24 protein-coding genes are annotated in these 24,606 nt (G+C 63.9%); 14 read left to right on the forward strand and 10 right to left on the reverse strand.

The genetic code is table 11. The annotated features are described in order from the left end of the window. Positions 1–16: 16 nt before the first annotated feature. Positions 17–664 (forward strand): alpha/beta fold hydrolase, encoded by a 648-nt coding sequence (locus LRQ04_RS05660; RefSeq protein ID WP_235518260.1) that lies wholly within the window; start codon positions 17–19, stop codon positions 662–664. An 11-nt stretch (positions 665–675) separates the two neighbouring features. Here LRQ04_RS05660 and LRQ04_RS05665 read toward each other — a convergent pair whose 3' ends face one another. After that, a complete protein-coding gene (locus LRQ04_RS05665; RefSeq protein WP_235518261.1) occupies positions 676–1,113 on the reverse strand; it encodes a VOC family protein in 438 nt (145 codons plus the stop codon). Positions 1,114–1,255: 142 nt separating this feature from the next. Between LRQ04_RS05665 and LRQ04_RS05670 the strand changes: the two genes are divergently transcribed. Then, positions 1,256–2,266, forward strand: coding sequence for a YdcF family protein (locus tag LRQ04_RS05670; protein WP_235518264.1), 1,011 nt, complete (start codon positions 1,256–1,258; stop codon positions 2,264–2,266). Here the strand turns inward: LRQ04_RS05670 and LRQ04_RS05675 are convergent, their stop codons facing one another. Then, positions 2,267–4,282, reverse strand: a complete 2,016-nt coding sequence (locus tag LRQ04_RS05675; protein WP_235518265.1) for a glycoside hydrolase family 3 protein — start codon at positions 4,280–4,282, stop codon at positions 2,267–2,269. A 150-nt stretch (positions 4,283–4,432) separates the two neighbouring features. On the opposite strand from LRQ04_RS05675, the gene LRQ04_RS05680 reads away from it, so the two are divergent. From LRQ04_RS05680 to LRQ04_RS05690, 3 genes are all read left to right on the forward strand, one after another. Next, positions 4,433–4,969, forward strand: coding sequence for a GNAT family N-acetyltransferase (locus tag LRQ04_RS05680; RefSeq protein ID WP_235518266.1), 537 nt, complete (start codon positions 4,433–4,435; stop codon positions 4,967–4,969). Between the two features lie 172 nt (positions 4,970–5,141). After that, entirely contained in the window at positions 5,142–5,666 is a 525-nt protein-coding gene (locus tag LRQ04_RS05685) for an RNA polymerase sigma factor (protein ID WP_235518268.1), read from the forward strand. Next, complete coding sequence (locus LRQ04_RS05690; RefSeq protein WP_235518271.1) at positions 5,663–6,328, forward strand: hypothetical protein; 666 nt, start codon at positions 5,663–5,665, stop codon at positions 6,326–6,328. Before LRQ04_RS05685 ends, LRQ04_RS05690 begins: the two co-directional genes overlap by 4 nt. 13 nt (positions 6,329–6,341) lie before the next feature. On the opposite strand, the gene treS is transcribed toward LRQ04_RS05690, so the two are convergent. Beyond that, complete coding sequence (gene treS / locus LRQ04_RS05695; protein WP_374198917.1) at positions 6,342–8,621, reverse strand: maltose alpha-D-glucosyltransferase; 2,280 nt, start codon at positions 8,619–8,621, stop codon at positions 6,342–6,344. 373 nt (positions 8,622–8,994) lie between these two features. On the opposite strand from treS, the gene LRQ04_RS05700 reads away from it, so the two are divergent. Then, on the forward strand, positions 8,995–9,348 hold the full coding sequence (locus LRQ04_RS05700; protein ID WP_235518273.1) for a YciI family protein: 354 nt from the start codon (positions 8,995–8,997) through the stop codon (positions 9,346–9,348). A gap of 120 nt (positions 9,349–9,468) precedes the next feature. Here LRQ04_RS05700 and mtr read toward each other — a convergent pair whose 3' ends face one another. Continuing rightward, complete coding sequence (gene mtr, locus LRQ04_RS05705) at positions 9,469–10,893, reverse strand: mycothione reductase (RefSeq protein ID WP_235518275.1); 1,425 nt, start codon at positions 10,891–10,893, stop codon at positions 9,469–9,471. 127 nt (positions 10,894–11,020) lie between these two features. Between mtr and LRQ04_RS05710 the strand changes: the two genes are divergently transcribed. Together LRQ04_RS05710 and LRQ04_RS05715 are read left to right on the forward strand one after the other, a co-directional pair. Continuing rightward, complete coding sequence (locus LRQ04_RS05710) at positions 11,021–11,998, forward strand: NAD(P)-dependent oxidoreductase (RefSeq protein WP_235518277.1); 978 nt, start codon at positions 11,021–11,023, stop codon at positions 11,996–11,998. A 67-nt stretch (positions 11,999–12,065) separates the two neighbouring features. Continuing rightward, the gene (locus tag LRQ04_RS05715) at positions 12,066–13,379 is read left to right on the forward strand and encodes an LssY C-terminal domain-containing protein (protein ID WP_235518279.1); all 1,314 of its coding nucleotides are present in this window, start codon (positions 12,066–12,068) and stop codon (positions 13,377–13,379) included. Between the two features lie 84 nt (positions 13,380–13,463). Here the strand turns inward: LRQ04_RS05715 and LRQ04_RS05720 are convergent, their stop codons facing one another. Genes LRQ04_RS05720 through LRQ04_RS05730 form a run of 3 tightly spaced genes read right to left on the reverse strand, consistent with a single transcriptional unit; the run spans position 13,464 to position 15,666 of the window. Next, positions 13,464–13,868 carry a RidA family protein gene (locus LRQ04_RS05720; RefSeq protein ID WP_235518280.1) on the reverse strand — a complete coding sequence of 135 codons (405 nt, stop codon included), beginning with the start codon at positions 13,866–13,868 and terminating at the stop codon, positions 13,464–13,466. Further along, complete coding sequence (locus LRQ04_RS05725) at positions 13,865–14,626, reverse strand: IclR family transcriptional regulator (RefSeq protein ID WP_235518281.1); 762 nt, start codon at positions 14,624–14,626, stop codon at positions 13,865–13,867. Before LRQ04_RS05725 ends, LRQ04_RS05720 begins: the two co-directional genes overlap by 4 nt. Then, positions 14,623–15,666: a sugar kinase gene (locus LRQ04_RS05730; protein WP_235518282.1), complete on the reverse strand. Its 1,044-nt coding sequence runs from the start codon at positions 15,664–15,666 to the stop codon at positions 14,623–14,625. Before LRQ04_RS05730 ends, LRQ04_RS05725 begins: the two co-directional genes overlap by 4 nt. Before the next feature lie 171 nt (positions 15,667–15,837). Here LRQ04_RS05730 and LRQ04_RS05735 point away from each other — a divergent pair, with 171 nt between their 5' ends. The 4 genes from LRQ04_RS05735 to LRQ04_RS05750 are packed head-to-tail and all read left to right on the forward strand — an operon-like array spanning position 15,838 to position 20,848. Beyond that, a complete protein-coding gene (locus tag LRQ04_RS05735; RefSeq protein WP_235518283.1) occupies positions 15,838–17,157 on the forward strand; it encodes an alanine racemase in 1,320 nt (439 codons plus the stop codon). Between the two features lie 6 nt (positions 17,158–17,163). After that, a complete protein-coding gene (locus LRQ04_RS05740; RefSeq protein ID WP_235518284.1) occupies positions 17,164–18,801 on the forward strand; it encodes an amidohydrolase family protein in 1,638 nt (545 codons plus the stop codon). Then, a complete protein-coding gene (locus LRQ04_RS05745; RefSeq protein ID WP_235518285.1) occupies positions 18,798–19,433 on the forward strand; it encodes a bifunctional 4-hydroxy-2-oxoglutarate aldolase/2-dehydro-3-deoxy-phosphogluconate aldolase in 636 nt (211 codons plus the stop codon). Before LRQ04_RS05740 ends, LRQ04_RS05745 begins: the two co-directional genes overlap by 4 nt. A 23-nt stretch (positions 19,434–19,456) precedes the next feature. Then, positions 19,457–20,848: a GntP family permease gene (locus tag LRQ04_RS05750; protein ID WP_235518287.1), complete on the forward strand. Its 1,392-nt coding sequence runs from the start codon at positions 19,457–19,459 to the stop codon at positions 20,846–20,848. A 315-nt stretch (positions 20,849–21,163) separates the two neighbouring features. On the opposite strand, the gene LRQ04_RS05755 is transcribed toward LRQ04_RS05750, so the two are convergent. Next, positions 21,164–21,664, reverse strand: a complete 501-nt coding sequence (locus LRQ04_RS05755) for a universal stress protein (RefSeq protein ID WP_235518288.1) — start codon at positions 21,662–21,664, stop codon at positions 21,164–21,166. A 111-nt stretch (positions 21,665–21,775) separates the two neighbouring features. Between LRQ04_RS05755 and LRQ04_RS05760 the strand changes: the two genes are divergently transcribed. Further along, positions 21,776–21,976: a hypothetical protein gene (locus tag LRQ04_RS05760; protein WP_235518290.1), complete on the forward strand. Its 201-nt coding sequence runs from the start codon at positions 21,776–21,778 to the stop codon at positions 21,974–21,976. Here LRQ04_RS05760 and LRQ04_RS05765 read toward each other — a convergent pair. Further along, a complete protein-coding gene (locus LRQ04_RS05765; protein WP_235518292.1) occupies positions 21,973–23,007 on the reverse strand; it encodes an LLM class flavin-dependent oxidoreductase in 1,035 nt (344 codons plus the stop codon). The genes LRQ04_RS05760 and LRQ04_RS05765 overlap by 4 nt on opposite strands. A gap of 95 nt (positions 23,008–23,102) precedes the next feature. Next, entirely contained in the window at positions 23,103–23,444 is a 342-nt protein-coding gene (locus tag LRQ04_RS05770; protein WP_235518293.1) for a hypothetical protein, read from the reverse strand. A 179-nt stretch (positions 23,445–23,623) separates the two neighbouring features. On the opposite strand from LRQ04_RS05770, the gene LRQ04_RS05775 reads away from it, so the two are divergent. Beyond that, entirely contained in the window at positions 23,624–24,547 is a 924-nt protein-coding gene (locus LRQ04_RS05775; protein ID WP_235518296.1) for a LysR family transcriptional regulator, read from the forward strand. The last annotated feature ends 59 nt before the right edge of the window (positions 24,548–24,606 follow it).

The raw sequence follows: 24,606 nt of genomic DNA on the forward strand, positions 1-24,606 counted from the left end.
GTTGAAGGGTGGCACGATGGCGGTATTCGTACTGATTCACGGTGGTGGTTCCACGGCGTGGGACTGGCATCTGGTCAGCCTTCTGCTTGAAGCGTCCGGGCATGGCGTAGTGGCCGTCGACTTACCCATCGAAGATGTCGATGCCGGACTTGAGGACTACACCCGCGCTGTAAAGGAAGCGGTTGGCGAAGCTCAGCGCACTATCGTGGTGGGGCACTCGCTGGGAGGCTTCACGGCACCTTTGGCCTGCGAAGAACTCCAGTCCGACGGCCTGGTGTACCTCTCGGCAATGATCCCGATGCCGGGCGAGACCTTCGGGGACTGGTGGACCAACACCGGGCATGACCGCGAGACCATTCCCGATGAGCCATATTTCAATCTGGTCCCCGACAATTTAGCGCAGGAAGCCACCAACAGGGAGCGCGATCAGCAGGGTGCCTGGATGTCAGGACCGTGGCCCGGCAATCATCCGGACGTGCCAACCTTGGGGATTCTGTGCCGTGACGATCTGTTCTTTCCACGGTCGTTCATGAGGCGCCAGATTCGCGAGCGACTCGGAATCGAACCGGTGGAGATCCCCGGCGGTCACTACGCCACGTTGAGCAATCCGGACGCTGTAGCTGCCGCTCTCAACGACTTCGCCCGCCAGATTGCTCGCGGCTAGATAGCTGCGGTTCAGTCCTTCTTCAGTTCCTGCGCGAGCATCACGAGTATTCCACTGGGTCCGCGGAGGTACGTGAGCTTGTAGACGTCCCCGTAGGTGGCCACACCGCGAAGCGGAGTGCATCCGTGCTTGGCGGCGATCCTAAGAGCTTCGTCGATGTCGTCAACGGAGAAGGCCACCCGGTGCATTCCGATCTCGTTCGGAAGGGTGGGGTGTGTCTCGATCGCATCCGGGTGGATGTATTCGAAGAGTTCCAGTTGTCCCTGACCATCAGGGGTTTGAAGCACCGCGATCTTCGCGTGGTTGCCATCAAGCCCGACGGCGGTATCGGCCCACTCGCCGCTGACGGTGTCCCGCCCCAGGACCGTCAGGCCCAGGTCGGTGAAGAACGCGATGGTTTCTTCGATGTCCCGGACTGCAATGCCGACGTTCTCAAGTTTGATGGCCATGGGTTCGAAGCTACCAAGGCATGCGGAATAGCTCTAGTGGCGAATCGGCGCAACACCCGGCCGGGAATAGGATCGGGTGTGCACCATCGCTCACAGGGGGCCACCACGAGACCAGATTAGCGGCACCGAATAGGCTTGGAGCATGCTGAACCTGGTCCTTGGACTTCTTTTCGCGGGCCTCTTCCTCGCCTCCTACCAGTCGGACCGGCGGCGGTTGCGCAACGGCGTGCTGCTGCTGGTGTCCGCCTGGTTCCTCCTCCAGGCGATCCTGGACTTCCTGGTTGCCCTTAACCCTTGGTTCGAATGGCTAAACCTGGTGGTTCTGGTGGTTCCCGTCGTGAGCATCTTCGTGTTTGCGGCCTTCCTGATCGCCAACGGCCTGACGATGGTCCGCAGGGAAGGTCCAGGTATCACCAGCTTCCTCCCGATCGCCGTGGGGTTGGCGGTGTTCCTGGCCCCGGTGATCGCCTTCCTTTTTGTGCTGAGCGGGCAACCCGTCCTGGCCGGTATCGCCGCCTTGGCGTTCTTCCTCTGCGCCTACCTTGGCTGTGCATTTGTGGTGTTCCTTGGATACGCCTTGGTGTACTCGAGGATGCGTTTCAGTCCCAACCCGGCAGCTGTGATCGTCCTGGGTTCCGGTCTGATCGACGGCAAGGTCCCCCCGCTTCTCGCCGCGCGCTTGAACAAGGCCCTGGAAATCTACGACGGCGTCACTCCCGTCAGGCCTGTACTGGTGCCTTCCGGGGGCCAAGGCCCGGACGAACCCCGGCCGGAGTCTGCGGCAATGAAGGAGTACCTGGTATCGAAAGGTGCCGCGGACGGCGACGTCCTGGAGGAAAACCAGGCCACCACCACCCGAGAAAACCTGGCAAATTCCGTCGCACTCCTGGCGGCAAAGGGCATCCACGGTCCACTGCTGGTGTGCACCAACAACTACCACGTGCTCCGCGCGGCGCTCCTGTCCCGTCGGCAGAAGATCGACGCGGAAGTGGTGGGTGCCCCGACGGCCAGGTACTTCGTCCCCAGTGCTTTCCTCCGGGAGTTCGTGGCCGTGATGAGGGACAACCGCCTGACAAACATGGTCCTTTGCCTGCCGATGTTCGGGATTGCCCTGCTCATCACGGTGGCTCTGGCAAACTCTTCCGTGGTTTAGCTACGGGGTGGGGCGTCCGGTGGTGAACGTGTGGCTCCACCGGGTCACGGCGCCCTCGGTGAAGACGTACCCCTTCATGGGGACTGCCGTGACGGTCACGTTGCCGTCGGGCTTCCTGTAGGTCCCGGCGGCGATCACCTTGCCATCAATCACGTAGTTGACCCCCACCGCCGCGGGGATGGCGTACGAGTCTTGCCCGCGACCGGGCTTGTCCGTAAAGGTGACGGCCGCCGGCGTCGCGGTGTCGTAACTCAAACCGAAGCCCAGCGGCAGAAGGGTGCCGCCGCCGTCGGCTGCTGGTATGTTGACCGGCAGCTTGCCGGCGGGGTTCACTGTGCCGGCGATGGCCCGCACCACCCCGTGGAAATTGACGTTCGTTGTCCCATAGCTGTTCAGCACTGCCGCAGCACCCGGGAAAACGCTGATGTCATAGGGATTGCGGGTGGCGATGACGATAACGGGTTTACCGGTCGCGGCGAGCTCGGCCACCATCTGTTGCTGGGCCGCGTTGGACGTGGCGTTGTACGAGGTGAAGACGACTGCGTCCACCGTGTTAGCGGCCGCTACAGCTCGCGCCCTATATGCGTTGGAGGGCGAACTCCCGTTTTCGTAGTCTTCGGTGACAGCAAATCCCTGATCCTTCAGTTGGGGCCCTACCAGTTCGGGCCAACCTGAACCGGACCCCACCATCAGTACCGAAGTGCCCGGGGCCAGCGGCAACACGCGATCCTGGTTCCGCAGCAAGGTAACGGCGCGGTCCGAGATCTGCTTGGCCGTTGCCAGGTTCCCTGCCGTGCCGACCCGACTGTCCACGCTGGCGGTATCCGTAAGGGGTTGCTTGAACACTCCCCGCTTGACCTTCCATTCGAGGATCCGCCGGACGGATTCGTCGAGGCGGCTTTCGCTCAGTTCACCGGACCCGACGGCGGCGCGAACCCCTGCGAACGACGCGTCCACGTCGGGGGAGTTCAGGAGGATGTCCGAGCCGGCCTGGATGGCTTTGACCGCTATTTCTTCCTGAGGCCACTCCGCTGCCATGGCTGCCATGTCCAGGGCGTCCGTGGTCACCAGGCCCTTGAACCCGAGTTCGTCGCGCAGCAATCCGGTCAGCACCTTGTGGGAAAGGGTTCCGGGCATTTCCGGATCGATGGCCTGGACGATGATGTGGGCTGTCATGACCATGTCCACGCCGGCATCGATGGCGGCTTTGAACGGCTGAAGGTGCTTGTTCAGCGTTTCGCGGTCGTAGCTGACCGTGGGAAGGCCGTAGTGGGAGTCCACTGAGGTGTCGCCGTGTCCGGGGAAGTGCTTGGCGGCGGCTCCGACGTCCTGCGATTGCATCCCATTGATTTGCGCGACACCCAAGGAGCTGACAAGGGCGGGGTCCTCACCCATGGAGCGGATTCCGATGACCGGGTTGTCGGGGTTGGAGTTCAGGTCAAGCACCGGGGCGAAGTCCACGTTGATACCCATGGCACGCATCTCAGACCCGAGAATCGTTCCCTGTGCCTGGGCGAGGTCCTTGTCCGCCGTGGCGCCGAGGGCCATATTCCCGGGGAGGACTGTGGCAGGGGGTCCGATGCGGGCAACGGGGCCGCCTTCCTGGTCGATGGTTACCGCCAGGGGAATGCCGTTTCCGTCAGCTCCCATCGCCCTTTTCTGCAGGCCGTCGGAAAGTCCTGCGACTTGCCGGGGGTTGTTGGTATTGCCGGACCACGCGAAATAGAGGACGCCGCCGAGGTTGTACTTTTCCACCACTTCGCCGGGGGTGTTGACGCCGTACCGTTCCTGGTTGCTTGCCGCCATGGACGTGTCATCTGCCGACGAGCCGTAGACATGGGTCCAGGTCATCTGGCCGATCTTTTCGTCCAGGGACATTCGCGCAATCATCGCCTCGATGTCAGGTGCGGTGCTGGCCGCCGTCGTGGGTTCCGCCGTGCGTTCCGCCGTGGTGGGCACGGCCGCAACCGCAGTGCCTGCGGCCGTCATGAGCAGTACTGTGGTGGCCGCCGTCAAGAGGGTAGTTCCTTTTCCGGGCATCTGCATTCCGATCGGTTAGTGGAGCAGCGATGTATTTACGGGATAAGTCATGTATATGACAAGAAAGTAGATTTGTCTCCAAAGGGTGGGTCGGCGCGGGATTGCTCTCCGTATAGAGTCGTCTGCATGTTCGAACTTGTAGCTCCCGACGTGTCCTTCCACCAGTCCTTCATTGAGTCCCACGGCGAATGGGACGGCGCCCACCAGGACGGTGCGGGACTGTTCCCGGACGACGACGTCACCACCCGGGAAGGCTTCGCGGCCTGGGTGAAACGGCTGACCGATGCCGAGCATGCGCCCGAGAAGGACGGCTTTGTTCCGTGCACTTACCGCTGGATTACGGAGGGCGAAAGATATGTGGGAGCCATTGCCTTCCGTCACTACCTGACCCCGTACCTCCTCAACTCCGGGGGCCACATAGGCTACGGCGTGCGGCCGTCCGATAGGGGGAGGGGAGCGGCGTCGTGGGCTTTGCGGGAGGTCTGTGACCGGTTGTCGGTTCAGGGGGAGCCGGAGCGCGTTCTCCTGACCTGTGATGACACCAACGAAGCTTCCGCAAAGACGATTGAGCGCTGCGGCGGAGTGCTTGAGGACGTCCGGACCGGAACGGACGGACGGGACTTCCGGCGCTACTGGATCGGGATACCGGCGTCGCTTAGCTGATCCGGGGCCTGTTCACCCTCCCGTCACCCGGCGCTGTTAGGCTGCCCGGCACTACCCGGCTGACCAGGAGGACCGCATGACGGAGGCAAACCCACTGGGTGCCGACGTCGTGCCTTCCGCCTATTTTTCGGAAGTTGGTTACATTCTTCCTACTGCCGGACATTAACCGGGTATGAGCTCGCAAACGGAGCAGGGGGATCGTGTGGAGTCGGCCAGGCAAGAGCATTTCCTGGCAGCACACGCGGCCTGCCATGACCAGGTTTACCGGTACTTCCTTCGTCGAACGGAAGGGGTAGCCGCGGCGGAGGACCTATGCGCAGAGGTTTTTCGGATCGCATGGGAGAAGTCCCTTGACCAGGAACTATCCGTCCTGATGGTGTTCGGCATAGCCCGGAACGTCCTCCGCAACCACTACCGTTCAAACCTGCGCTCCCTCAACCTCAGCCATCAGTTGGAGCAACAGCGGATGCCCTTCCCGGGTTCTGAAGACGGCACCCTCTCTGAGGTGTTGGACCAGCTCAAGCCGGAGGAGCGGGAGGTGCTGCTCCTGACCTATTGGGACGGGTTCAGCTCGGCCGAGGTTTCAGCGCTCCTCGGTGTCAGTGGCACGGCCGTCCGGATGCGTCTCCACAGGGCGCGGAAGTCACTAAGCCAGCTACTTCGGACAGATCCAGTCATAGAGGACGTGCAGCAATGAACAGCAAGGAAACGCTGGCTCGCCTCTCCGCAGCCGACCCCGCCTTGGCAGTCACCGAAGAAGACCTGGCCCGAAGCCGGGAAAGAAGCCTCGCAGTCATGCGCACTGATGCGGAACAACTCGCCGTCGGCAGCTCCGGAGAGCAGTCGCCTCCCCGTCGGCTCAGGCTGGTGGCAGGGCTCGGCCTGGTAGCCGTTGCCGCTGCCGTGATCGTTGGGGTGGCGGTCACCGAGACATCCTCGCAAGTGGTCCAGCCGGCGGAGCCCGCCGTCAGCTCCCCCCTGCCTGAAGTCACGGGCGTCCGGATGCCGACTTTCGAAGCCCGGATCGTCACCGGCGCCAACGGCAACAAAGCGGCCGTGGCTACGGACCCGGAAGCGGAGAACCAGATGGATGCCCTCAACACGGGAACGCTCGGCCTGAACGGTGGCGGATGCATAGCCCGTGTGGACCCCGACGGCAGTTCCAGCGGCCTCATTTTCCCCCGCGGAACCCTCATCACAGGGACCGGGGTGGTTCTGCCCGACGGAACAGCCATCAGCCTTGGGCAGCAATTCGCATTCGGTGGAGGCAACTCACCGGAAAACACGGAGCTGGGAGAGTGCGCCCCAACCGGCACGGCTTTCCTGGTCCAGAACTGGGACGCGCTTCCCTCGAAGTAGGCTCTCGGGCCTCCTATTCGGTGACTTCTTCCTCCACGGGGTCCTTCAGCAGCAGGGCGGTGCCCTGGAACGGGCGGAGCTCCAGGAAGAAGCTGCAGAGGTCGTCCACCTGGCCCACGTCCTCGCCGCTGAACAGGTCGTGGACAGTCGCGCCTGGAACAAGGTGCGAGGACTGAATGCTGCCCGCGATGTCCTGGTCCGAGAAGTTCAGGACCGTGACCTGCAGGGCTCCGTCAGCGAGCTGGTTCACCAGGACCAGCAGTCCCTTGTTCGACACGTCCGGCACGTCCAGAAGTGTGCTGGTGGCAATCCCCGACTCTTCCCGCACGGAGAGGATCTGCTGGAGCCGCCGCGCATAGGAGTTGGAGTCCTTCAGCTGCTCGGGCAGCGGACCGTAAAGGCTCCGGGCCCGGGGCATCCCCGCCAGCGAGGTTGTAGCGTCCGGGCTGGTGCCCATCAGGTCGTGGGCGCCGCGGTTGATCCAACGGGTATCGCCCTGGGAGGTCAGCTCGCCCACTGTTTGGCGGTCCAGCGCCGTGATGCCGGTGAGATCCCAGCCGGACAAAGCGAAAACACCCGGCTGCAGCGCGTTGTACATGGACAGGAGCACATGCGCGTCCAGGACCTGGGATTCCTGCTCGGGAGTGATGGCATCCGGGTCCTTGACGCCCAACGCCGCCATTAGGAAGCTCACCGTGGTGCAGGCGATGCCGTTGGTGGTGAAGACCGCGTTGTACGGTCCGTTCTCACCTGTGAGGCGTTCCCGCATGGTGTTCTGGACCTTCTCGGCAACCTCAGCGCCGGTCAGTTCCTCGCCTCCGAGCTCGAAAATATCCTCCCGGTGGCCGGCTGCGAAGTGAAGCAGCTCGTAGGTGAGTTCGTCGTGGTTCTGGAGTGCGTGGACCAAGGACGCCTGGTCCACGCCGATCTCCATGGCCAGCTTGAGCGTAAGGCGGAGGAACTCGGTGTCGCCGGTGACCAGCGCGTAGTGGTACGCGGGCCGGGTGATGAAGTCGTAGGAGAGGTCCGGGCCGGACTCAGACTGGGACTTGATGTCATCGATGGTGAGGTTGAGCTCCTGGAAAGAGAACCCGCCCACCTTGCGGATCATCGAGCCGATCAGCTGGTTGGCTGCCTCCGACAACGGGTGTCCTTCGGACCAGCCCGGCTCTTCCTCCGCGCTTTTCTCAACGCCAAGGAAGCCGTTGGCGTCAAGGCGCAGGGCGCCTGTGCCGAGGTCCAGCAACGAGTGCAGGGCATCGCCCACCACCAGGCGCATGCCGGCGAAGGTGGGGTCCAGCCAGTTGATGGAGGGCTGGCCGGACTTGAAGTAGTGGAGGTAGACCCAGCGGCGCTTCTTGCCTGTGGTGTCAATGATCGGCTTGGTGGCACTCCAGTTGGTTTCCTTGACCCCGGGTTCGTAGAAAATCACGCGCTGGAGCCGGCCGATGATATAACCCGCCTCTTGGAGGGCCTTCTCCGCCTCGGGGCTGATGTTGACAGAGTCCTGGTTCTCCGGGACGTCCGGCAACAGGTGCCAGTCTTCTTCGGGGATATCCACCATGTGATAGATGCCGGGGTAGTCCCGGAAGTTCATCTCTGCCAGCCGGAAGTCGGCGCCCTTGCCTGTGTGGCCGGGAACGATGTCGTCAATGACCGTGCCGCCGTGGTCCACGGCGACCTCACACATCTGTCGGAACTCCTCCTCGGTGCCGAAAGCGGGATCGATCGCCATGGAGATCCGGTCAAAGTGCCCGTCAACACTGGGTGTTTGCGACCAGCCGCTGATGCCGCCGGCCAACTTCACAGGCCCTGTGTGCAGTCCGCGGATGCCGATTTCCCGGAAGGCATCCCACAGTTCCGGGTCACCGAGTGCCGACAGGAAGGACTGACCGTCCTTGGTGATGAAGGACAGCGGATACGCCGTGAACCAGACGGGCGCGCGCTCCACAGCTGCCCGGGGATTGGGCCTGGCATACGAGTTCTGCCACATGCTGGCCTGCCCGGAAAGCTGCCGTGCCATGGTGTTGGCGTCCCCCAGCATCGACTGGTTGCGCAGCCAATCCACATACGTTTTGTTAAGGCCGTCGAATTCCAGCGACGGACGGGCCGCGAAGAACTGCCGACGCCGGGCAATGGGCCTCAGCGCCTTGGGGCGGGCGGGGTAGAACTGCTCGTCGAAGGTGATCTCGGGCTCAGGTGATTCGGTAACCGCTTCCTGTACTTCTTCCTGCGTTCCGTTGTGATCAGAGCCGACTTCTGCCGCGCTCTCGTTGACTACAGGCTCCCGCACAGCATTCTCCTTTACGTGGTCGCCGCTCCAGCGCCGACCTTCCGAGGGGGTCATTCAAGAGGTCACGTACCCGGGCGTACCCGGCGTAATCATGCTAAGCATCCTTGGCAGCTGTTTGTCGACCTCGGGGAGAAGTGAGTCGTTCCGGTTGAGGCTCGACGGCGGTGGGCGGGGTTCGGTGGTTGCCTCCCTCGCCGAACACCCTTCCTCCAGTTACCCGCCACAGTTTCTCGGCTTCGAAGTATGGTTTGACCGCTACCGACTTGATAGCCTCGGAGCCGAGTGTCCACGCAGCAGCCCAAATTGAAGAGCCTCCCATCGCTATCGACGGGCTGATGGACATACGTCCGGGCTATCAGCCTGAAAGGAACGCATGCCTGAATTTGCAGTCCTGATCTACGCAAACGACTCGAGGCATGCGCCCGATGCATCGAAAGAGGACCTCAAAGAGTGCGACGAGCACTTTGACGCCCTGGTCGCCAGCGGCCGCATGCATATCGCGTATGCGCTCACGCCGAGGGACCACGCGCGCACCGTCCGAGAGGCCGGTACTGCTGACGGCCCTTACAACGCCGCTGGTCAAGTCGTGGCCGGCTTCTACATCCTGAACGCGACGGATATCGACGAAGCGATGGACTTGGCCAGCAAAGATCCTTCCATCCTCACAGGCGGCGGGGTGGAGATCCGTCCTGTGCATAGTGGTGGCGTCGTCAACCGAACCCCATAAACACGGGCGAAATCACAGCACGCCCCACTGCGCGCTGACCGATCCTTACCAGGGGCCGGCTGGTAAGTTCCCCGACCGGGAGTGGGCGTGACCAACCATGGGTTCCAGCCGCCACCCACATCACCCCGCTCCCGTCCCGTTGAACGTGAGGCCGAGCAACGCATTTTCGGTGACCTCGGGCAGTGCGGGGTGGATCCAGTATTGTTTGGCGGCGAAGTCGCGCACGTCGAGGTCGAAGGCCAGGACGGTGATCATCTGTTGGATGAGGGTTGATGCCTGGGGCCCCATGTAGTGCGCGCCGAGGAGTTTGCCGGTGTCGCGGTCGGCGATGAGTTTGCATATCCCGGTGGTGTCCTCCAAGGCCCAGCCGTATGCGACGTCCCCGTAGTCCTGGATTTTGATGGTCACGTCGTGGCCGTGTTCGCGGGCTTGGGCTTCGGTCATGCCCACGGTGGCGATTTGCGGGTTGGTGAACGTAGCCGCGGGAACATGGTCGTGCGGCATTTTTTGGAGGTTGTCCGGGTTCAGCAGATTGTGGCGCACGGAGCGCATCTCGGCGTTGGCGACGTGCTTGAGCATGTAGGGGGAAGAGACGTCGCCAAGGGCCCAGACACCGGGCGCGGAGGTTGACCGCCCGTACTCGTCCACCTTGACGCGACCGTGCCCGGTCATCTCGATCCCGCCGGCGGCCAGGTCCAGCAGGTCCCCGTTGGGGATGCGCCCCGTGGCTACGAGCAGTACTTCCCCTGTCACTGAGGTGCCATCGTCGAGCCTGACTGTTATGCCTTCGTCTGTCTGCTCGGCACCTACGGTGGTCCGGCCAGGCCGGATGTCGAAGCGTTTGGCGGCCAGGGCGTTGAACCGGTCGTGGAGGTCGTGGTCCAGATGCCGCAAGAGCGTCGAGCGGGGAATGATGGTGACGTCGCTGCCGAGGGCGTCGAACACGTGGCCGAACTCCATGGCGATGTAGCCCCCGCCAATGATCACCAAGGATTTGGGCAACTCCGGCAGCCGCATGATGTCCTCGTTGGTGTAATACCGCACGCCTGAAGCTGCGATGGCATCCGGAATCATGGGCCTGGAGCCGGCGGCGATCACCACCTGGTCACCGGAGATGGTTCTCTGGGGGTCACCTTCGCCGATGCGCAAAACGCGTTCTCCGATGAAGACGGCGTGGTGGTCGTAGACGTCGATGTTCGGGCTCCGCGGGCCACGGCGGTAATCCTCGCCTGAAGCGGCAATGGGGTCGATCCGCTTTTCAAAGATACGGTCCACTATGCCCGGCCAGTCCACGGAGTTGACCTGGGCGTCGAGGCCCAGCTGCTTGGATCCAACGATGTCCAGTGCGGTGTCGGCAGTGTGAACGTACATCTTTGACGGGATGCAGCCGACGTTCAGGCAGGTACCGCCGAATGTTCCTTCTTCGATGATCGCGATCGACCGGTCTTCGAACTCCGGTCCGGGAATCGAGTTCCCGGACCCGGTGCCGATGATGATCAGGTCGTAGTGCCGGTCCACGGCTATGTCGCTGGCAGCGGTGTCCATTTTTGATGATCCTCACTCTTGGCTTATCCCCACCCTAGTGAACCGATGGCGGATGGGCCGGGGGATCGCGCACCAGGTTCCGGTCACGTACAGTGAACACCCACGCCCCACCCAGCGCAGGAGAACCATGAAAATCGTCGTCATCGGTGGCAGTGGCCACATCGGCTCGTTCCTTGTCCCCAGGCTGGTGCGCAGCGGCCATGAGGTCATCTCCATCACCCGGGGAACCAGCGCTGCGTACATTGACGCACGCGAGTGGCAGCAGGTCCGTCAGGTCACCGCGGACCGCGCGAAGGAGGACCGGGAGGGCACTTTTGGTGACCGGGTCGCTGGCCTGGGTGCCGACGTCGTGGTTGACCTGCTGTGCTTCACGCTCGAATCCGCCACCGCCCTGGTGAACAGTCTCCGGGGCGAGGCGGGGCATCTGCTGCATTGCGGGTCCATCTGGCGTTACGGCGCGAGCCGGAAGCTGCCCATCTCAGAGGGCTCGCACTCCACCGCGGAGCCGCTGGACGAATACGGTATCCAAAAACGCGACATCGCACGGATGCTGAAAGAAGAAACGGCCGACGGCGGTTTGGTCACCACGTCCCTGCACCCCGGACATATCGTAGGGCCGGGCTGGCATCCGGTTGGCCCGCTGGGGAATTTCGATCCCTCGGTGTGGGAAAGGATCTCCGCCGGACAGCCCCTCCAGATTCCGGGTGGGGGCACGGAGCTGATGCACCATGTGCATGCAGACGACCTCGCCCAGGCGTTTGAAAAGGCCATCGACCGGCGTGAGGCGGCGGCCGGGGAGGACTTCAACATCGTTGCTCCATCCGCCCTGACTGTTCGCGGCTACCTGGAGATTGCGGCGTCGTGGTTCGGCCAGGAGCCACACTCGGACATGGTCAGTTGGGACGACTTCCGGGAGACAACCACGCCGGAACACGCGGACACCAGCTGGGCCCACCTCTCCCGCAACCACTGCGTCAGCATCGAAAAGGCCAAGGCACTGCTGGGCTATGCGCCACGGTATGAACCGGAACAGGCTGTCCGCGAGTCCGTGCAGTGGCTCATCAAGAACAACAAGCTGCACGTTGAGAGCCCAATCATGGCCTAAACCAGCCCACCCCCATGTACAACCCGTCCCCCAACCTCGAAGCTTAAGTAGCAAAAGGGGGAGCTGCATGGCTAAGACACCACGCCTCAACGTGACCGACAGCTGGCTGGATCACGCGTTCTTCGTCCTGGGCGGCGCAGCTGCAGTGTGGCTCGCTTTCCTGTTGGTGGGCGAAAGCTTCCAGCTGGGGTGGGGCCAGATCTGGTTCTACATCCTCTTCTGGGCGTTCCTTGCGTACTTGCTCTTGCCGCGGCTGCATCGCATCCTCACCACGATCTACGTTCCCGGCTATTTCATTGGGCGCGCCAGGACCAGTGACGGACTGCTGGGCGATCCCGTGAACGTGGCGCTGCTGGGGGATGAACCCCAGATCCATGCCATCATGCGGGCCGCCGGCTGGACGAAGGCGGACGACGTCACGCTGCAGAGCAGCCGCCGCATCATCAGTTCGACGATCTTCCGGCAGAGCTACCCCGAGGCCCCGGTGAGTCCCCTCTACCTGTTCGACCGCCAGCAGGACTTCGCCTACCAGCAGGAAGTGGACAACAATCCGGGCAAACGCCACCATGTCCGTTTTTGGCGCTGCCCCGAAGGGTGGCTCCTCCCGGGCGGGCACAAAGTGGACTGGCTCGCCGCCGGAACCTACGACCGCAGCGTCGGCTTCTCGCTCTTCACGCTGCAGATCACGCACAAGATCGAGCAGAACACCGACGTGGAACGGGACCATATTGTCTCGACAGTTTCGGCTGCGTCGCCGGCCGTCGAGGTGCAGGTCATCGAGGACTTTTCCACGGGTTACCACTCGCGCAACGGCGGCGGCGATTCGATTTCCACGGACGGCGACCTTCCCATTGTCGACGCCCGCAACGTCCGGGCTCCCACCGATCAGCTGCCTCGTCAGACGGACAGCCGCGACAGGCGTCCTGCGCCAACCATGGTGGGCGCAGCATTGGTTGTAGCGAGGTCATTGGCAGCCTTCGTGCTGGCCTTCATCCTGCTGGCCTCGGGCGGTGACGTTGACGGCATCACTTTTGATGACGGCTCAACAGACCCACAAACCACGACGGCGGCACTGGTCACCGTGGCGGTTGTGGTGCTGCTCTTCGGACTCGGCGAAGTATTCCTTGCGTGGCGGATCTTCCTGGGCAGCAATGGTGCCCGTGTGATTGCGATGGGTTTGAGCTCCATCTCCATCCTGGCCCAGGCCGTTGACTACTCCACGGGGAGCGCCAACCTCACGCTCGAAGCCGGCCTGTCCGGCCTGGCGACGGACATCCTGGTGCTCCTGGCGTTGTCGAGCCAACGGGCCAGGGTGTACGCCAAACGGCAGCGTGTTCCGGCGGTACCGACGTCGGTGGTTGGGCGGCGGGTTCCCTCGTAAAGGTGAGTGCCGCCGTCGGACGTGGCTGCCCCGCAGTTCCGTTGCTGGGCAACGACGGAAGAGCGGGGCAGCGACGGAGTAGTGCTAGGCGGTGACGGCCAGGGCGTCGATTTCCACCAGCATGACCTCGTGCGGCAGGTTTACGAAAACCGTGGTGCGGCTCGGGAGCTGGCCGGAGGGGACGTTTTCGCGGATGAATTCGCCGTAGACCTCGTTCATGGCGGCGAAATCGTCGCGGGTGGTGAGGTAGACGCGGAACATGAGGACGTCTTCAACGGAGGATCCGCCGGCTTCGAGGATGGCCTTGACGTTGTCCAGGGTGCGGCGGGTCTGCACGCGGACGTCGCCTTCGCCGATGTACTGGTTGGTGGCGGGATCCATGGGTCCTTGGCCGGAAACCTGGAACATGCCGCCCTTCTTGATGCCCTGGGAGAATACGTGCGCCGGGGCGGGGGCGTTTTCGGTCAGTACTACGGTCTTTTCACTCATGCTGAGTTCCTTTCGTGGCTGATCCAGCCGAGGTCGTTGGAGATGGCCTCGGTGCTGGCTTTAAGGTCGGGCAGCAGCTCAAGCAGGCCTTCATAGCTGAGCATGACTACCGGTACCGAACAAGATGCTGCGGCTACGACGGCTCCGCTGGCGTCGCGGATGGGGGCCGCGATGCAGTGCACGAACGCTTCGTGCTCGGCGTTGTCGTGGGCCCAGCCTTGGTCCTTGACCCGCTCAAGTTCGGCCAGCAAGGCCTCCGGCGAAGTCAAAGTGTTCTCGGTAACTTTGATGTAGTCCAGCCCCGCCGCGATCATTTCCTGCCGGCTGCGCGGCATGTCGGCGAGGAGGACTTTGGACACGGCGGCCGAGTGCAGCGATGCAGTCAGGCCGATGCGCGAGTACATGCGGACGGGGTGGTGCGATTCGAACTTGTCGATGTACACCACCTCGCTCCCTTCGAAGGCGGCGAGGTGCACCGTGTGCCCCGTTTTTCCGTTGAGCTCGGCCAGGTGCGGGTGCGCCACCTGGCGGATGTCCCGCTGCTCCAGCGCAAGCGAGGACAGCTCGAACAGCTTGGAGCCGAGCATGAACCGCTGGTCCTCGTCCCGGACCACGAAGCGTTTCTCCTCCATGGCGTGCAGGAGCCGCATCACGGTGGTCTTGTGCACGGCGGCCTTGGACGCGAGTTCGTCCAGGGTTGCGGGTTTGGCGGCGAGTTCGCCGAGCAGGTCGATGGCCCGCATGAGGCTCTGGCTCAAGGTGTCACGCTCCGTTTGCTGAATTGTCCGTCTTCAACATGGATAGCAGCCCAGGCGTCATCCGAAGAATCGAGGATGGCTGCGAGTTCCGCGGCGTCCGGAAGCGGTCCGCGGTCGCCATGGACGGTCAAGGTGCAGGCCGCGGCAACATGGCCCCGGCGCAGGCTCTCCTTTTGGCCGAGCCCGAACAGCATGCCGCTGAGGTAACCGGCGGCGAACGAGTCGCCGGCGCCAACGGGCTCGACGACGGCAACGGACAAGGCGGGAACCTCTTCCCGGCTGCCGCCCGGGCTAGCCGAGCCACCCGGGTCGGTGTCCGAACGGGTGAGCGCGATGGCGCTGATCGCCTCGTTCTTGATGACCAGCACGTCCGGGTCTGGCATCAGGCGGCGGAGTTCGGCTTCGTCAGTGGTGCCGAAGGCGTGCTCGGCCTCGTCCTTGCCTACCAACACGACGTCGGCGAGGTTCGCCAATCGTTGCAGGACGGAGCGGTCCTGGCCGGCCCACAAGGCGGAACGCCAGTTGACGTCGAAGCTGATGGTGCGGCCGTTCCGGGGTGCGGTCAGGATGGCTTCAAGCAGGGAGAGGCATTCGGGGGAGAGGGCCGCAGTGATCCCGCTGAGGTGAATGAGTGCAGCGTCCTCCAGCAGCGAGGACACCTCCGGGTTGGCGAGCGTGTCCCGTCCCATGGCCGAGGCCGCAGAGCCTTGCCGGTAGTACAAAACGGAACTGCCGCCGTCGGAGGCTGAATCCTGCGCCGGCACTTTGACGTACAGGCCCGTGGGACGCATGGGGTCGACCTCGACGCCGGAGACCCCAACGTAGTGGTCGCGGAGTTCGTCCAGGATGCGGGTGCCGAAGCCGTCGCGGCCCACGCGGCTGACCCAATGCGTGTCCAGGCCCATGGCTGCGAGGCCCATGGCGACGTTGGATTCAGCGCCGCCAATCCCGAAGTGCAGTTCGGTTGCGAGGTGCAGAGGAACGGCGTTGACAGGGGTAAGCATGGCCATGGTTTCGCCAACGCATACAGCTGAAAGCATCGTTCTCCCGCACTTGTTCGTGCCGCCAGGCGGCCTTGACTCTCGATCCGCCACCATGTTAGACATATCACCATCAGGTTTGCAACCAGCGTTGCAAAATACGCAACGCAAGAACAAGCGGTCACCATCCCGCAGCCGCACTATCGCAGCACCGCGAAGGGAACGAAACGCGTGAACACCTCCGAAGCCATCTCGGCCTCCGCCGTGAAGGACCTTGCCGAACGCCGCCTCGACTGGCGCCACAAAGCCGTGCCGGCAAGCGAAAACGGGACCACCCACGCGGACTTCCTGGCCGCCCAGCACTCACTGGCAGACCTCCAAACCCCGCTGCTGACCCTCGACGCAGCGGCGCTGACCGCCAACGCCGACCGTCTTGCCAGCTGGTGCGCCGAAAAGGGTGTGCTCCTTGCCCCGCATGGGAAAACCACCATGGCCCCGCAGCTCTGGACCGAGCAGCTGAACCGCGGCGCATGGGGCATCACGCTGGCCAATTTCGCCCAGCTTCGCGTGGCCCGCGGATTTGGAGTCCGGAACCTGCAGCTCGCCAACAGCCTCACGGATCCGCACGCGATTAAGTGGGTGGCAGAGGCGTCCCCGGACACCCGGATCCTGTCCTGGATCGACTCCCTGGGAACTGTCGACATCATCAACCGGACCCTGGCCGGCAGCGACGCCGTCCTGGAGGTCCTGGTGGAACTCGGTGCCCACGGCGGCAGGACCGGCGCCCGCGGTGTGGACGCTGCCATGGAGGTGGCCCGCGCCATTGCTGCCTCGCCCAACCTGCGCCTGGTGGGGGTCAGCGGATACGAAGGCTCGCTCGCGCACACAGCGGACGACGCCGGACTGGCCGCCGTCCGCGGCTACCTCGCCCAGATGCGGCTGCTTCACGAGAACCTGCTCGCGGACGGGTTGTACGGCACGGATTCCGTGATCCTCACGGCCGGCGGGAGCGCATACTTCGACGACGTGGTGGCGGTCCTGTCCCCGTGCATCAGCGAGGGCTCGCCGTCCACAGGCAAGCGCGTGGACCTCATGATCCGCAGCGGCGCCTACATCATCCACGACGACGGCTTCTACCGCGGGATCTCCCCGTTCTCCCGCGAAGGTGGTCAGCCGTTCACCGCCGGAATGCACGGTTGGGCGCGCGTCGTCTCCCAAACAGAGCCCGGCCTGGCCATCCTGGATGCCGGCAAGCGTGACCTCCCCTTCGATGAGGGCCTGCCCGAACCACAGCTCATCGGGCCGGCCCTGGGTGGCCCCATGACGCCGCTGGTCGGAGCTGACATCACGTCCGTCAACGATCAGCACTCTTTCATGACCTTTGATCCCAAAACCACCACCGTGCGCCCCGGCGACGTGGTGCGCCTGGGCCTGTCCCACCCGTGCACCGCGTTCGACAAATGGACCATCATCCCGGTCCTCGCGGGCGCTGCATCCGCAGACAGCACAGGTGACCAAACCGTCGTCGACCTTATCCACACCTTCTTCTAGGACGCCATGAAGACCCTGATCAGCAACGCCACCCTGGTGGACGGAACCGGAGAGGACCGCCGCCCTGCGGACGTCCTCCTGGATGGTCCGGTGATTGCCACCATCGCCGACGCCGGGACCCTCACCGCTGCGGAAGCGGACCGCGTCATCGATGCCACCGGCATGGTGCTGAGTCCGGGATTCATCGACATGCACGCGCACTCGGACCTGCAACTGCTGGTCAACAGGGACCACTACGCCAAGGTCAGCCAGGGCGTCACCACGGAACTCCTCGGCCAGGACGGATTGTCCTACGCACCGGTTGATGACGCCACGCTGGCAGGTGTCCGGGAGAAGATCGCTGGCTGGAATGACAACCCGGCCGATTTCGACTGGAACTGGCGAACAGTGGGGGAGTACCTCGACCGGCTCGACGAGGAAGAACACGGCGGCCGCATCGCCACCAACGCCGCCTACCTGGTGCCCCAAGGAACCGTGCGGGCCATGGTGATGGGCTTCGCCGAGGGTGACCCCACCCCGGAGCAACAGCAGCAGATGCAGGACGTCATCCGCACGGCGATGCAGGAAGGCGCCGTGGGCATGAGCTCCGGGCTGACCTACACCCCGGGCATGTACGCGCAGACCGAAGAACTCGCCGGCCTGTGCCGGACAGTGGGTGAGCTGGGCGGCTTCTACGCGCCGCACCACCGCTCCTACGGCAAGGGTGCGCTGGACGCCTACGCCGAGATGATCGCCCTCAGCCGGGACACGGGCTGCGCACTCCACCTGTCCCACGCCACCATGAACTTCGCGGAGAACAAGGGCCGCGCCGGCGAACTGCTTGACCTGATCGACTCCGCTCTCGACCAAGGTGTGGACATCACCCTGGACACCTACCCGTACCTCCCGGGTGCCACCACGCTGAGCGCCATCCTGCCCAGTTGGGCGTCGTCGGGCGGGACCGATGCCACCCTGGCCCGGCTGGCCGACCCGGAAACCCGCGCACGAATCCGTGAGGCCGTGGAAATCTACGGCTCGGACGGCTGCCACGGCGTGGTTGCCGAGTGGGACACCCTGGAAATCAGCGGCGTCCAGACCCCGGCGCTCGCAGGCTTCGTGGGCCAGACCATCAGGGACATCGCAACGGCAACGGGGCAGGAGCCTTTCGACGTCTTCGTGCACATCCTCATGGAAGACCGCCTCGGCACCGGCATCCTGCAGCATGTGGGCCACGAAGAAAACGTGCAGGCAATCATGAAGCATCGCACCCACACCGGCGGCAGCGACGGCCTCCTGGTCGGTGCCAAGCCGCATCCGCGTGCCTGGGGCACGTTCCCCCGCTACCTCGGCCATTACTCCCGCGACCTGGGGCTGCTGGGGCTAGAGGAAATGGTCCATCACCTCAGTGGCCGGCCTGCCGCGCGACTCAAGCTCCACAACAGGGGACTTGTCCGCGAAGGCTACGCGGCCGACGTCGTGCTCTTTGACCCGGAAACAATCCGGGACGAAGCCACTTTCGAGAACCCCCGCCAAGCCGCCAGCGGCATCCACTACGTCTTCGTGAACGGCGCGGCCGCGATCGACGGCGGCCAGCCTACCGGCGCCCGCGCCGGACGCGCCCTCCGCCGCCACAGCGACGGCCTCACCCGAGAAGGACAGCTATGACCCCCGAACAGTTCCTCCAGCAGCTTGAAGCAGACCGCACCCTTGCCGTGGTTCGCGCACCCTCCATCACGGACGCAGCGGACCTCTGCAGGGCACTGGCCGACGGCGGCATCCGCAGTGTTGAGCTGACGTTCACCACCCCGGATGCGCTCAAGCACGTCAAGCGCGCGGCGGAAACCGCGGCGGATCACGGTGCCGCCGTCGGAATCGGAACGGTGATGACCGCCGACCAGGCCCGGGCAGCGATCGACGCCGGCGCGCAGTTCCTGGTGACGCCAGGCCTGCGGCCCGAGGTCGCCGCCGTCGCCGCGGCCGCGGGAATCCCCTTCAGCCTCGGCGCCATGACTCCCACCGAGGTGGCGCAGGCCCTGGACCTGGGTTCTGCAGCCGTCAAGATTTTCCCCGCCCGGCAGCTCGGACCGGCGTATTTGAAGGACTTGCAGGGCCCCTACCCCGGGATCCGCCTGCTGCCTTCGGGAGGCATCGATGCCTCCAACGCCAAGAGCTACCTCGACGCCGGTGCTGCCGCAGTCTGCTGCGGCACCAGCGTAGTCCCGCCCGCGGCAATTGCTGCAGGCGACTGGGCAGACATCGCGGCACGTGCCGCCGCCTTCACCGGCACCCTCAAGTAGGACTCACCCAGAAAGATACGCCCATGAATGACTTCCTTGAATGGCTGCGGCACGACACCGCCGGCCTGCTGCTCCTGGCGGGCGCAGGCATAGCCCTTCTGCTGTTCCTGATCATCAAGGTCAAGCTCGAGCCGTTTATCGCCCTGGTGGGAACGGGTGTGATCGTAGCCTTGGTTGGCGGGATCTCCGTGGAGGCACTGGTCGGTTCGGCCACCAAGAGCAGTGACGCCCTGATTGAGAAGGGCTTCGCGGGCATCCTTGGCCACATCACAGTGATCATTGGCCTGGGTACCGTCCTTGGTGCCATCCTGGAGCGGTCCGGTGGCGCCGAGGTGCTGCTGGCGAGGCTTGTGAAGATCTTCGGCGAAAAGGGCACCCCGCTGGCCATGGGCATCACCGGCTTCGTGCTGGGTATCCCGGTGTTCTTCGACATCGGCATCTTCGTCCTGGCGCCGCTGGTGTACGTCGCGGCTATCCGCGGCGGCAAGTCCTTGGCCCTGTACGCGCTGCCGTTGCTGGCAGGCCTGTCAGTGACGCACGCTTTCCTGCCCCCGCACCCCGGTCCTGTGGCCGCTGCCGGGTTGTTCCACGTTGACCTTGGTTGGATCATCCTCATGGGCCTGATCTGCGGTATTCCTGCCTGGTTCGCCTCCGGTATTTTGTGGGGCACCTACATCGGCAAGCGCGTCATGGTGAACGTGCCCGAGGACCGGATCGTTGCCGAATCGGACACCGCCAAGGGCGACGAACCGTCCATCGGCCTGGTCCTGCTTGCCATCGGTCTGCCCATGATCCTCATCCTCGGCGGCACGTTCGGCAACATCTTCGCTCCCGCCGGTGTTTTCCGGGACATCCTGCAGTTCTTTGGCAACCCGGCCATCGCTCTCACCGTCGCCGTGCTCCTCGCCATGTGGTTGTTGGGCATTCGCCGCGGCATGACCTCCGCCGAGCTCAGCGAAATTACGGGCTCGTCGCTGCGGCCCGTGGGCATGATCCTGCTGGTTGTGGGCGCCGGTGCGTTCTTCGGAGCGGTGCTGTCGGCCACCGGTGTAGGCAAGGCCGTGGCGGATTCGCTGTCCCAGGCCGGCCTGCCGATCATCCTCTCCGCCTTCGTGATCAGTGCAGGGATGCGTATCGCGCAGGGTTCGGCAACGGTGGCGATCGTGACCACGGGCGGCATCCTGGCGCCCAGCCTGGCTACCGGCTACTCGCAGCCGCAGCTCGCGCTGATCGTGGTGGCCATCTCCTCCGGCTCCATCATCGCCAGCCACGTGAATGATGGTGGGTTCTGGATCATTTCCAAGTACTTCAACATGTCCGTTAAGGACACTTTGAAGACGTGGACCGTGCTGGAGACCGTGCTGTCCATTGTGGGCTTCGGGATGGCGGCATTGCTGTACACCTTCGTGAGGTGACCTTTCCTCACCCAAGGTGGGTGCCGGCGTCGTGCTCTTCATCCTGCGAGCCGTGCCGGCCCCACCAGCTTTGAGACCAAAACGGCCCCGACACACCTGATCATGGGTGTGTCGGGGCCGTTTCTGCGTCAAAGAAGGTGGTGGCCGCACGGGCAGAAAACCCGGGCTTAAACAAAAGAGCTCCGGAGTGCGTTATTGGGGGATACGCACTCCGGAGCAGCCTTTGAGCAGGGGCTTTCACCGGCCTGCAGTAATTACTCTACGTTGCCCGGGACCCCATTGCCACCACCTCGAATAACTACTTTCGCTTTAGTTTCAACGGCCCCCTTCCGTCCTCTTTTTCTGCGGCACGATCAGCACCGGGCGGCGCTGGTGGTGGCTGAGCCAAGCGGCCACAGAACCGTTGAGGGCCTCGGAAATGCGGTGCCCCAAACCAGGCTCCGGGGTGCCCACAATGATCATCGACGCTTTGATGTCCTCCGCGAGCCGGCCAAGGGCGCGGGCCGGATCACCGGCAAGAAGACGCAGGGTCCAGTCGGCGGTGCCACCGTCCAGCGCGTCGCCGATGAGCTTGCCCAAATCACCGCGAACAGCCTCGACGTCGGCCTGGTCCTTCTCGGGGTGCAACGACAATCGGTGCGCGTCACGCGCCGGATCCCATTCGACGAGGTAGCTGGCCTCGTCCACGTACGCACAGACCAGCGGCACGCCGAGTTGTTCGGCCAAGGTGCGTGCGGTCTGGAGGACTTCCACATGCTGGTCCGGCAGCACGCCCACCACCAAGGGAATCGGTCCGCTGAAATCTTCCGCAGCCATACCCTCATTGTTGCGCCGCAGCGTGGCGTTGAACAGGTCATCCGGCCGCCGTTGGCTCTTGTAGACACTGTTTGCCCGGGCCTACGGTTAATTCTAGGAGGGTGGTCTGCGATGGAAATTTACATGTGGTGGCTTGATCTGCACCTGGACAGCAAGGAGTGGCTGCGCGAGAACCTGCGCGCCGACGAACTCCCCTTGCAGGTGCTGCAGCACATTGCCGAGGCGGGCGGCCCGCATCCGGACAAGGTGAGCGGAGTGCTCACCGACGCCGATTGGACGTTCATCCAGACGCAGTCGGAGTTCGTGGACTAGCCTTCCGGGCGCCATCCAAGTGCCGGGGCGAGCGTGCCTGCAATATCGGTGAGGATCTGGACATAGTCCTCGTGGTCGAAGCTGAATGGCAGGGCAAACGCGACTTCGTCGACTTCCTGGAAGCCGGCGTGCGCGTACAGCTGCTCGGCGATCTGCTCACTGGTGCCTATGAGGTCCTTCGCGAACAGCATGCCCTTGGGCCCTTGCGGCGCACTGGTGCGGGGTGTGCGCTCATCGACGTAGCGCTGGTATTTCTCCCGCTGCGTTGCCGATGCCGAATCGGTGGGGATCACCACCAGGCCCTGCGAGACCCGCGCCGGCTTGTGCCCCTGTGCCGCGGCGGCCTCACGGTAGGAGCGGATCTGCTTTTGCTGGACGCGGGCGAAGTCCGGCTCTTCATCGGGGGAGGGAAAGACCACGCTGCTGGAGAGCAAATTGAAGCCGTTTTCGCCGGCCCACAGGGCCGATTTCAGGCTGGCCGCTCCGTACCAAAGACGGTCCCGCAACCCGGGGGAGTGCGGCTCCACGCGGTTGGAGAACTCCTCCACCACACCCTGCTTACCGGAGAACTCCCGGACCTTTTCCCCTGCGATCAGCCGTGCCAGCCGTTCGACGCGGGCATAGCTGAAGTCTTCGACGTCCGCAGAGTCGGGGTAGAGCTCATGCTTTATGGTGTCGAAGTTCATGGGTTCGCCCACGCTCAGCCCCGGATTGATACGCCCGCCCGCCAGGATGTCCACAGTTGCCAGGTCCTCAGCGAGTCGCAAGGGGTTCTCCCACCCCAGCGGAGTGACGGCGGTGCCGAGCTCAATCCTGGAAGTGCGCTGGCTGGCCGCAGCCATCACTGCGACGGGCGACGAGATGCCGAACTGCAGGTGGCGGTGACGCAACCAGGCACTGTCGAAGCCCAATTTCTCGCCCAGCTCGATGATGTCCAGCGTGGACTGGTGGCCTGCGGCCGGGTCCGCGGGATCGAACAGTCCGATGGTGAGGAATCCCAGCTTTTTCAACGGGCGTTCGGGGGCGGGCATGGGGCTCTCCTTAGCTGTCGGTCAGCGGTTATTGCCCACCTTATGCGGTGGACAGTACGACGACGGCGGGAGGTTACCTTGTGTGATGCCGCAAGCTAGGGGCAGTTCACCACTGCTTGGGGGACCGGAATGACCAGGTGGGTGCCAGTGTCGGTTGTCAGCGGTGATCGCTGCTCCGGAACCTCCACGCGGGCAGGCTGTTGCGCTGCCCGCAGGCGGTGCAGTGCCACCGCTGAAATGAGGAACCACGCCACGTTGGTGGCTACCGACGGCCAGGCTCCGTGCAGCGTGCCATTGATGATGAAAGCGCATGATCCGAAGAGGTTCGCGGTCTGGAAGCTGATGCCCGGCTTCAACCAACCCATGGACACCGACAGGTACGACCCGAGCATCGCGGCAGCGCCAGCCCAACCGGTCATTTCCCACAGCAGTTCCATCGGATTCCTTTCAGGATGAAGCGCCCGGCTGGGGTTGCCGATGGCGTAATTTCTTGGATTTGGGTCTGCCCTGGTTCATCCTTCGTTGGGCTGAACAGCAGCTCTGAGATAGATATTGCTGGAGATTCTTCTTTAGATCAATTGCATTCCGCTGAATCCCGTATTTAGGATTTCTTAACATGGAAATGGACCCGCGTCGGCTGCTTGTCCTCCTTGCTGTGGCGCGCACTGGAGGCGTTCTTGCCGCTGCCGATGAACTGCGGATCACGCCGTCCGCAGTGTCCCAGCAACTCAGCAAACTTGAGAGCGAAGCAGGGCAGGCATTGGTCATGCGAACCCCCAAAGGCTCGGTCCTGACTCCAGCTGGACTGGCGGTGGCAGAAGCCGGCGAAGAGATCGAACGAGCGCTCAATGTTGCCCGGGCACGGATGCAAGGGGAAGCCCAGGTGGCAGGCGTGGTGCGCATCGGCGGATTCACCAGTTTCATGCGGACCGTGGTGATTCCACGCTTGCCCGAGTGGCGCAGCCAGTACCCCGAATTGCAGATCAGGATCGTGGAAGACAGTTTTCCAGCACTCATGCGCCTGTTCAGGCAACGGCAGCTCGATGCGGTGGTCATCGAGCAGGATTCGGCGGCCGCGGTCCAGCACCCGCTTGCTGCCGGAATGGTCGAGGAGCCCTTGCTCGATGAACCGTGGAAGTTGGTGGTGCCGGCAGGATCCTTGCTGGCCACGGACAGCATCGACCTCAGCCGGCTGCATCTGCCGTGGCTTGGGGTGGAGCCGTCCGCAGCCAACGACGCCGTGCTGGGGCGCCTTCGCCACACCACCGGTGCCCGTATTGAGACGGTCCATCAGTACCAGGACACGCTCACCGCATTCGCACTGGTTGCCGCCGGCGAGGGTGTCGCGATTGTTCCCACTTTGGCACTGACCGGCGTGGTCCAGGACAACGTGGACATCCTGGATGTCCCTGGTTTGGGTACCCGGCACATTGCCCTGCGCAGGTTCGACCGGCGAAGGGCAACGAGTTTGCCCCTGGACACCGTTGCTCGACTTCTCCGGGAATCAGCGGCCGCTTTCGATACCCGGGCCGGCTCATAAAGACGGGTCCCGCCGCGTGGTGATGCGGCGGGACCCGGTTGTTGCTTTTGCTGCTGCGG

The sequence above is a fragment of the Paenarthrobacter sp. AR 02 genome (genome assembly GCF_021538675.1).
Taxonomy (GTDB): Bacteria; Actinomycetota; Actinomycetes; order Actinomycetales; family Micrococcaceae; genus Arthrobacter.

Coding starts and splice junctions, on each gene's coding strand:
- LRQ04_RS05670 (WP_235518264.1), top strand. CDS start 1,256: ATGCTGAACCTGGTCCTTGGACTTCTTTTCGCGGGCCTCTTCCTCGCC.
- LRQ04_RS05720 (WP_235518280.1), bottom strand. CDS start 13,868: ATGAGTGAAAAGACCGTAGTACTGACCGAAAACGCCCCCGCCCCGGCG.
- LRQ04_RS05765 (WP_235518292.1), bottom strand. CDS start 23,007: ATGCCCGCCCCCGAACGCCCGTTGAAAAAGCTGGGATTCCTCACCATC.
- LRQ04_RS05730 (WP_235518282.1), bottom strand. CDS start 15,666: ATGCTTTCAGCTGTATGCGTTGGCGAAACCATGGCCATGCTTACCCCT.
- LRQ04_RS05700 (WP_235518273.1), top strand. CDS start 8,995: ATGCCTGAATTTGCAGTCCTGATCTACGCAAACGACTCGAGGCATGCG.
- LRQ04_RS05685 (WP_235518268.1), top strand. CDS start 5,142: ATGAGCTCGCAAACGGAGCAGGGGGATCGTGTGGAGTCGGCCAGGCAA.
- LRQ04_RS05755 (WP_235518288.1), bottom strand. CDS start 21,664: ATGGCTGCGGAAGATTTCAGCGGACCGATTCCCTTGGTGGTGGGCGTG.
- LRQ04_RS05690 (WP_235518271.1), top strand. CDS start 5,663: ATGAACAGCAAGGAAACGCTGGCTCGCCTCTCCGCAGCCGACCCCGCC.
- mtr (WP_235518275.1), bottom strand. CDS start 10,893: ATGGACACCGCTGCCAGCGACATAGCCGTGGACCGGCACTACGACCTG.
- LRQ04_RS05710 (WP_235518277.1), top strand. CDS start 11,021: ATGAAAATCGTCGTCATCGGTGGCAGTGGCCACATCGGCTCGTTCCTT.
- LRQ04_RS05760 (WP_235518290.1), top strand. CDS start 21,776: ATGGAAATTTACATGTGGTGGCTTGATCTGCACCTGGACAGCAAGGAG.
- LRQ04_RS05680 (WP_235518266.1), top strand. CDS start 4,433: ATGTTCGAACTTGTAGCTCCCGACGTGTCCTTCCACCAGTCCTTCATT.
- LRQ04_RS05740 (WP_235518284.1), top strand. CDS start 17,164: ATGAAGACCCTGATCAGCAACGCCACCCTGGTGGACGGAACCGGAGAG.
- LRQ04_RS05660 (WP_235518260.1), top strand. CDS start 17: ATGGCGGTATTCGTACTGATTCACGGTGGTGGTTCCACGGCGTGGGAC.
- LRQ04_RS05665 (WP_235518261.1), bottom strand. CDS start 1,113: ATGGCCATCAAACTTGAGAACGTCGGCATTGCAGTCCGGGACATCGAA.
- LRQ04_RS05775 (WP_235518296.1), top strand. CDS start 23,624: ATGGAAATGGACCCGCGTCGGCTGCTTGTCCTCCTTGCTGTGGCGCGC.
- LRQ04_RS05750 (WP_235518287.1), top strand. CDS start 19,457: ATGAATGACTTCCTTGAATGGCTGCGGCACGACACCGCCGGCCTGCTG.
- LRQ04_RS05715 (WP_235518279.1), top strand. CDS start 12,066: ATGGCTAAGACACCACGCCTCAACGTGACCGACAGCTGGCTGGATCAC.
- LRQ04_RS05770 (WP_235518293.1), bottom strand. CDS start 23,444: ATGGAACTGCTGTGGGAAATGACCGGTTGGGCTGGCGCTGCCGCGATG.
- LRQ04_RS05745 (WP_235518285.1), top strand. CDS start 18,798: ATGACCCCCGAACAGTTCCTCCAGCAGCTTGAAGCAGACCGCACCCTT.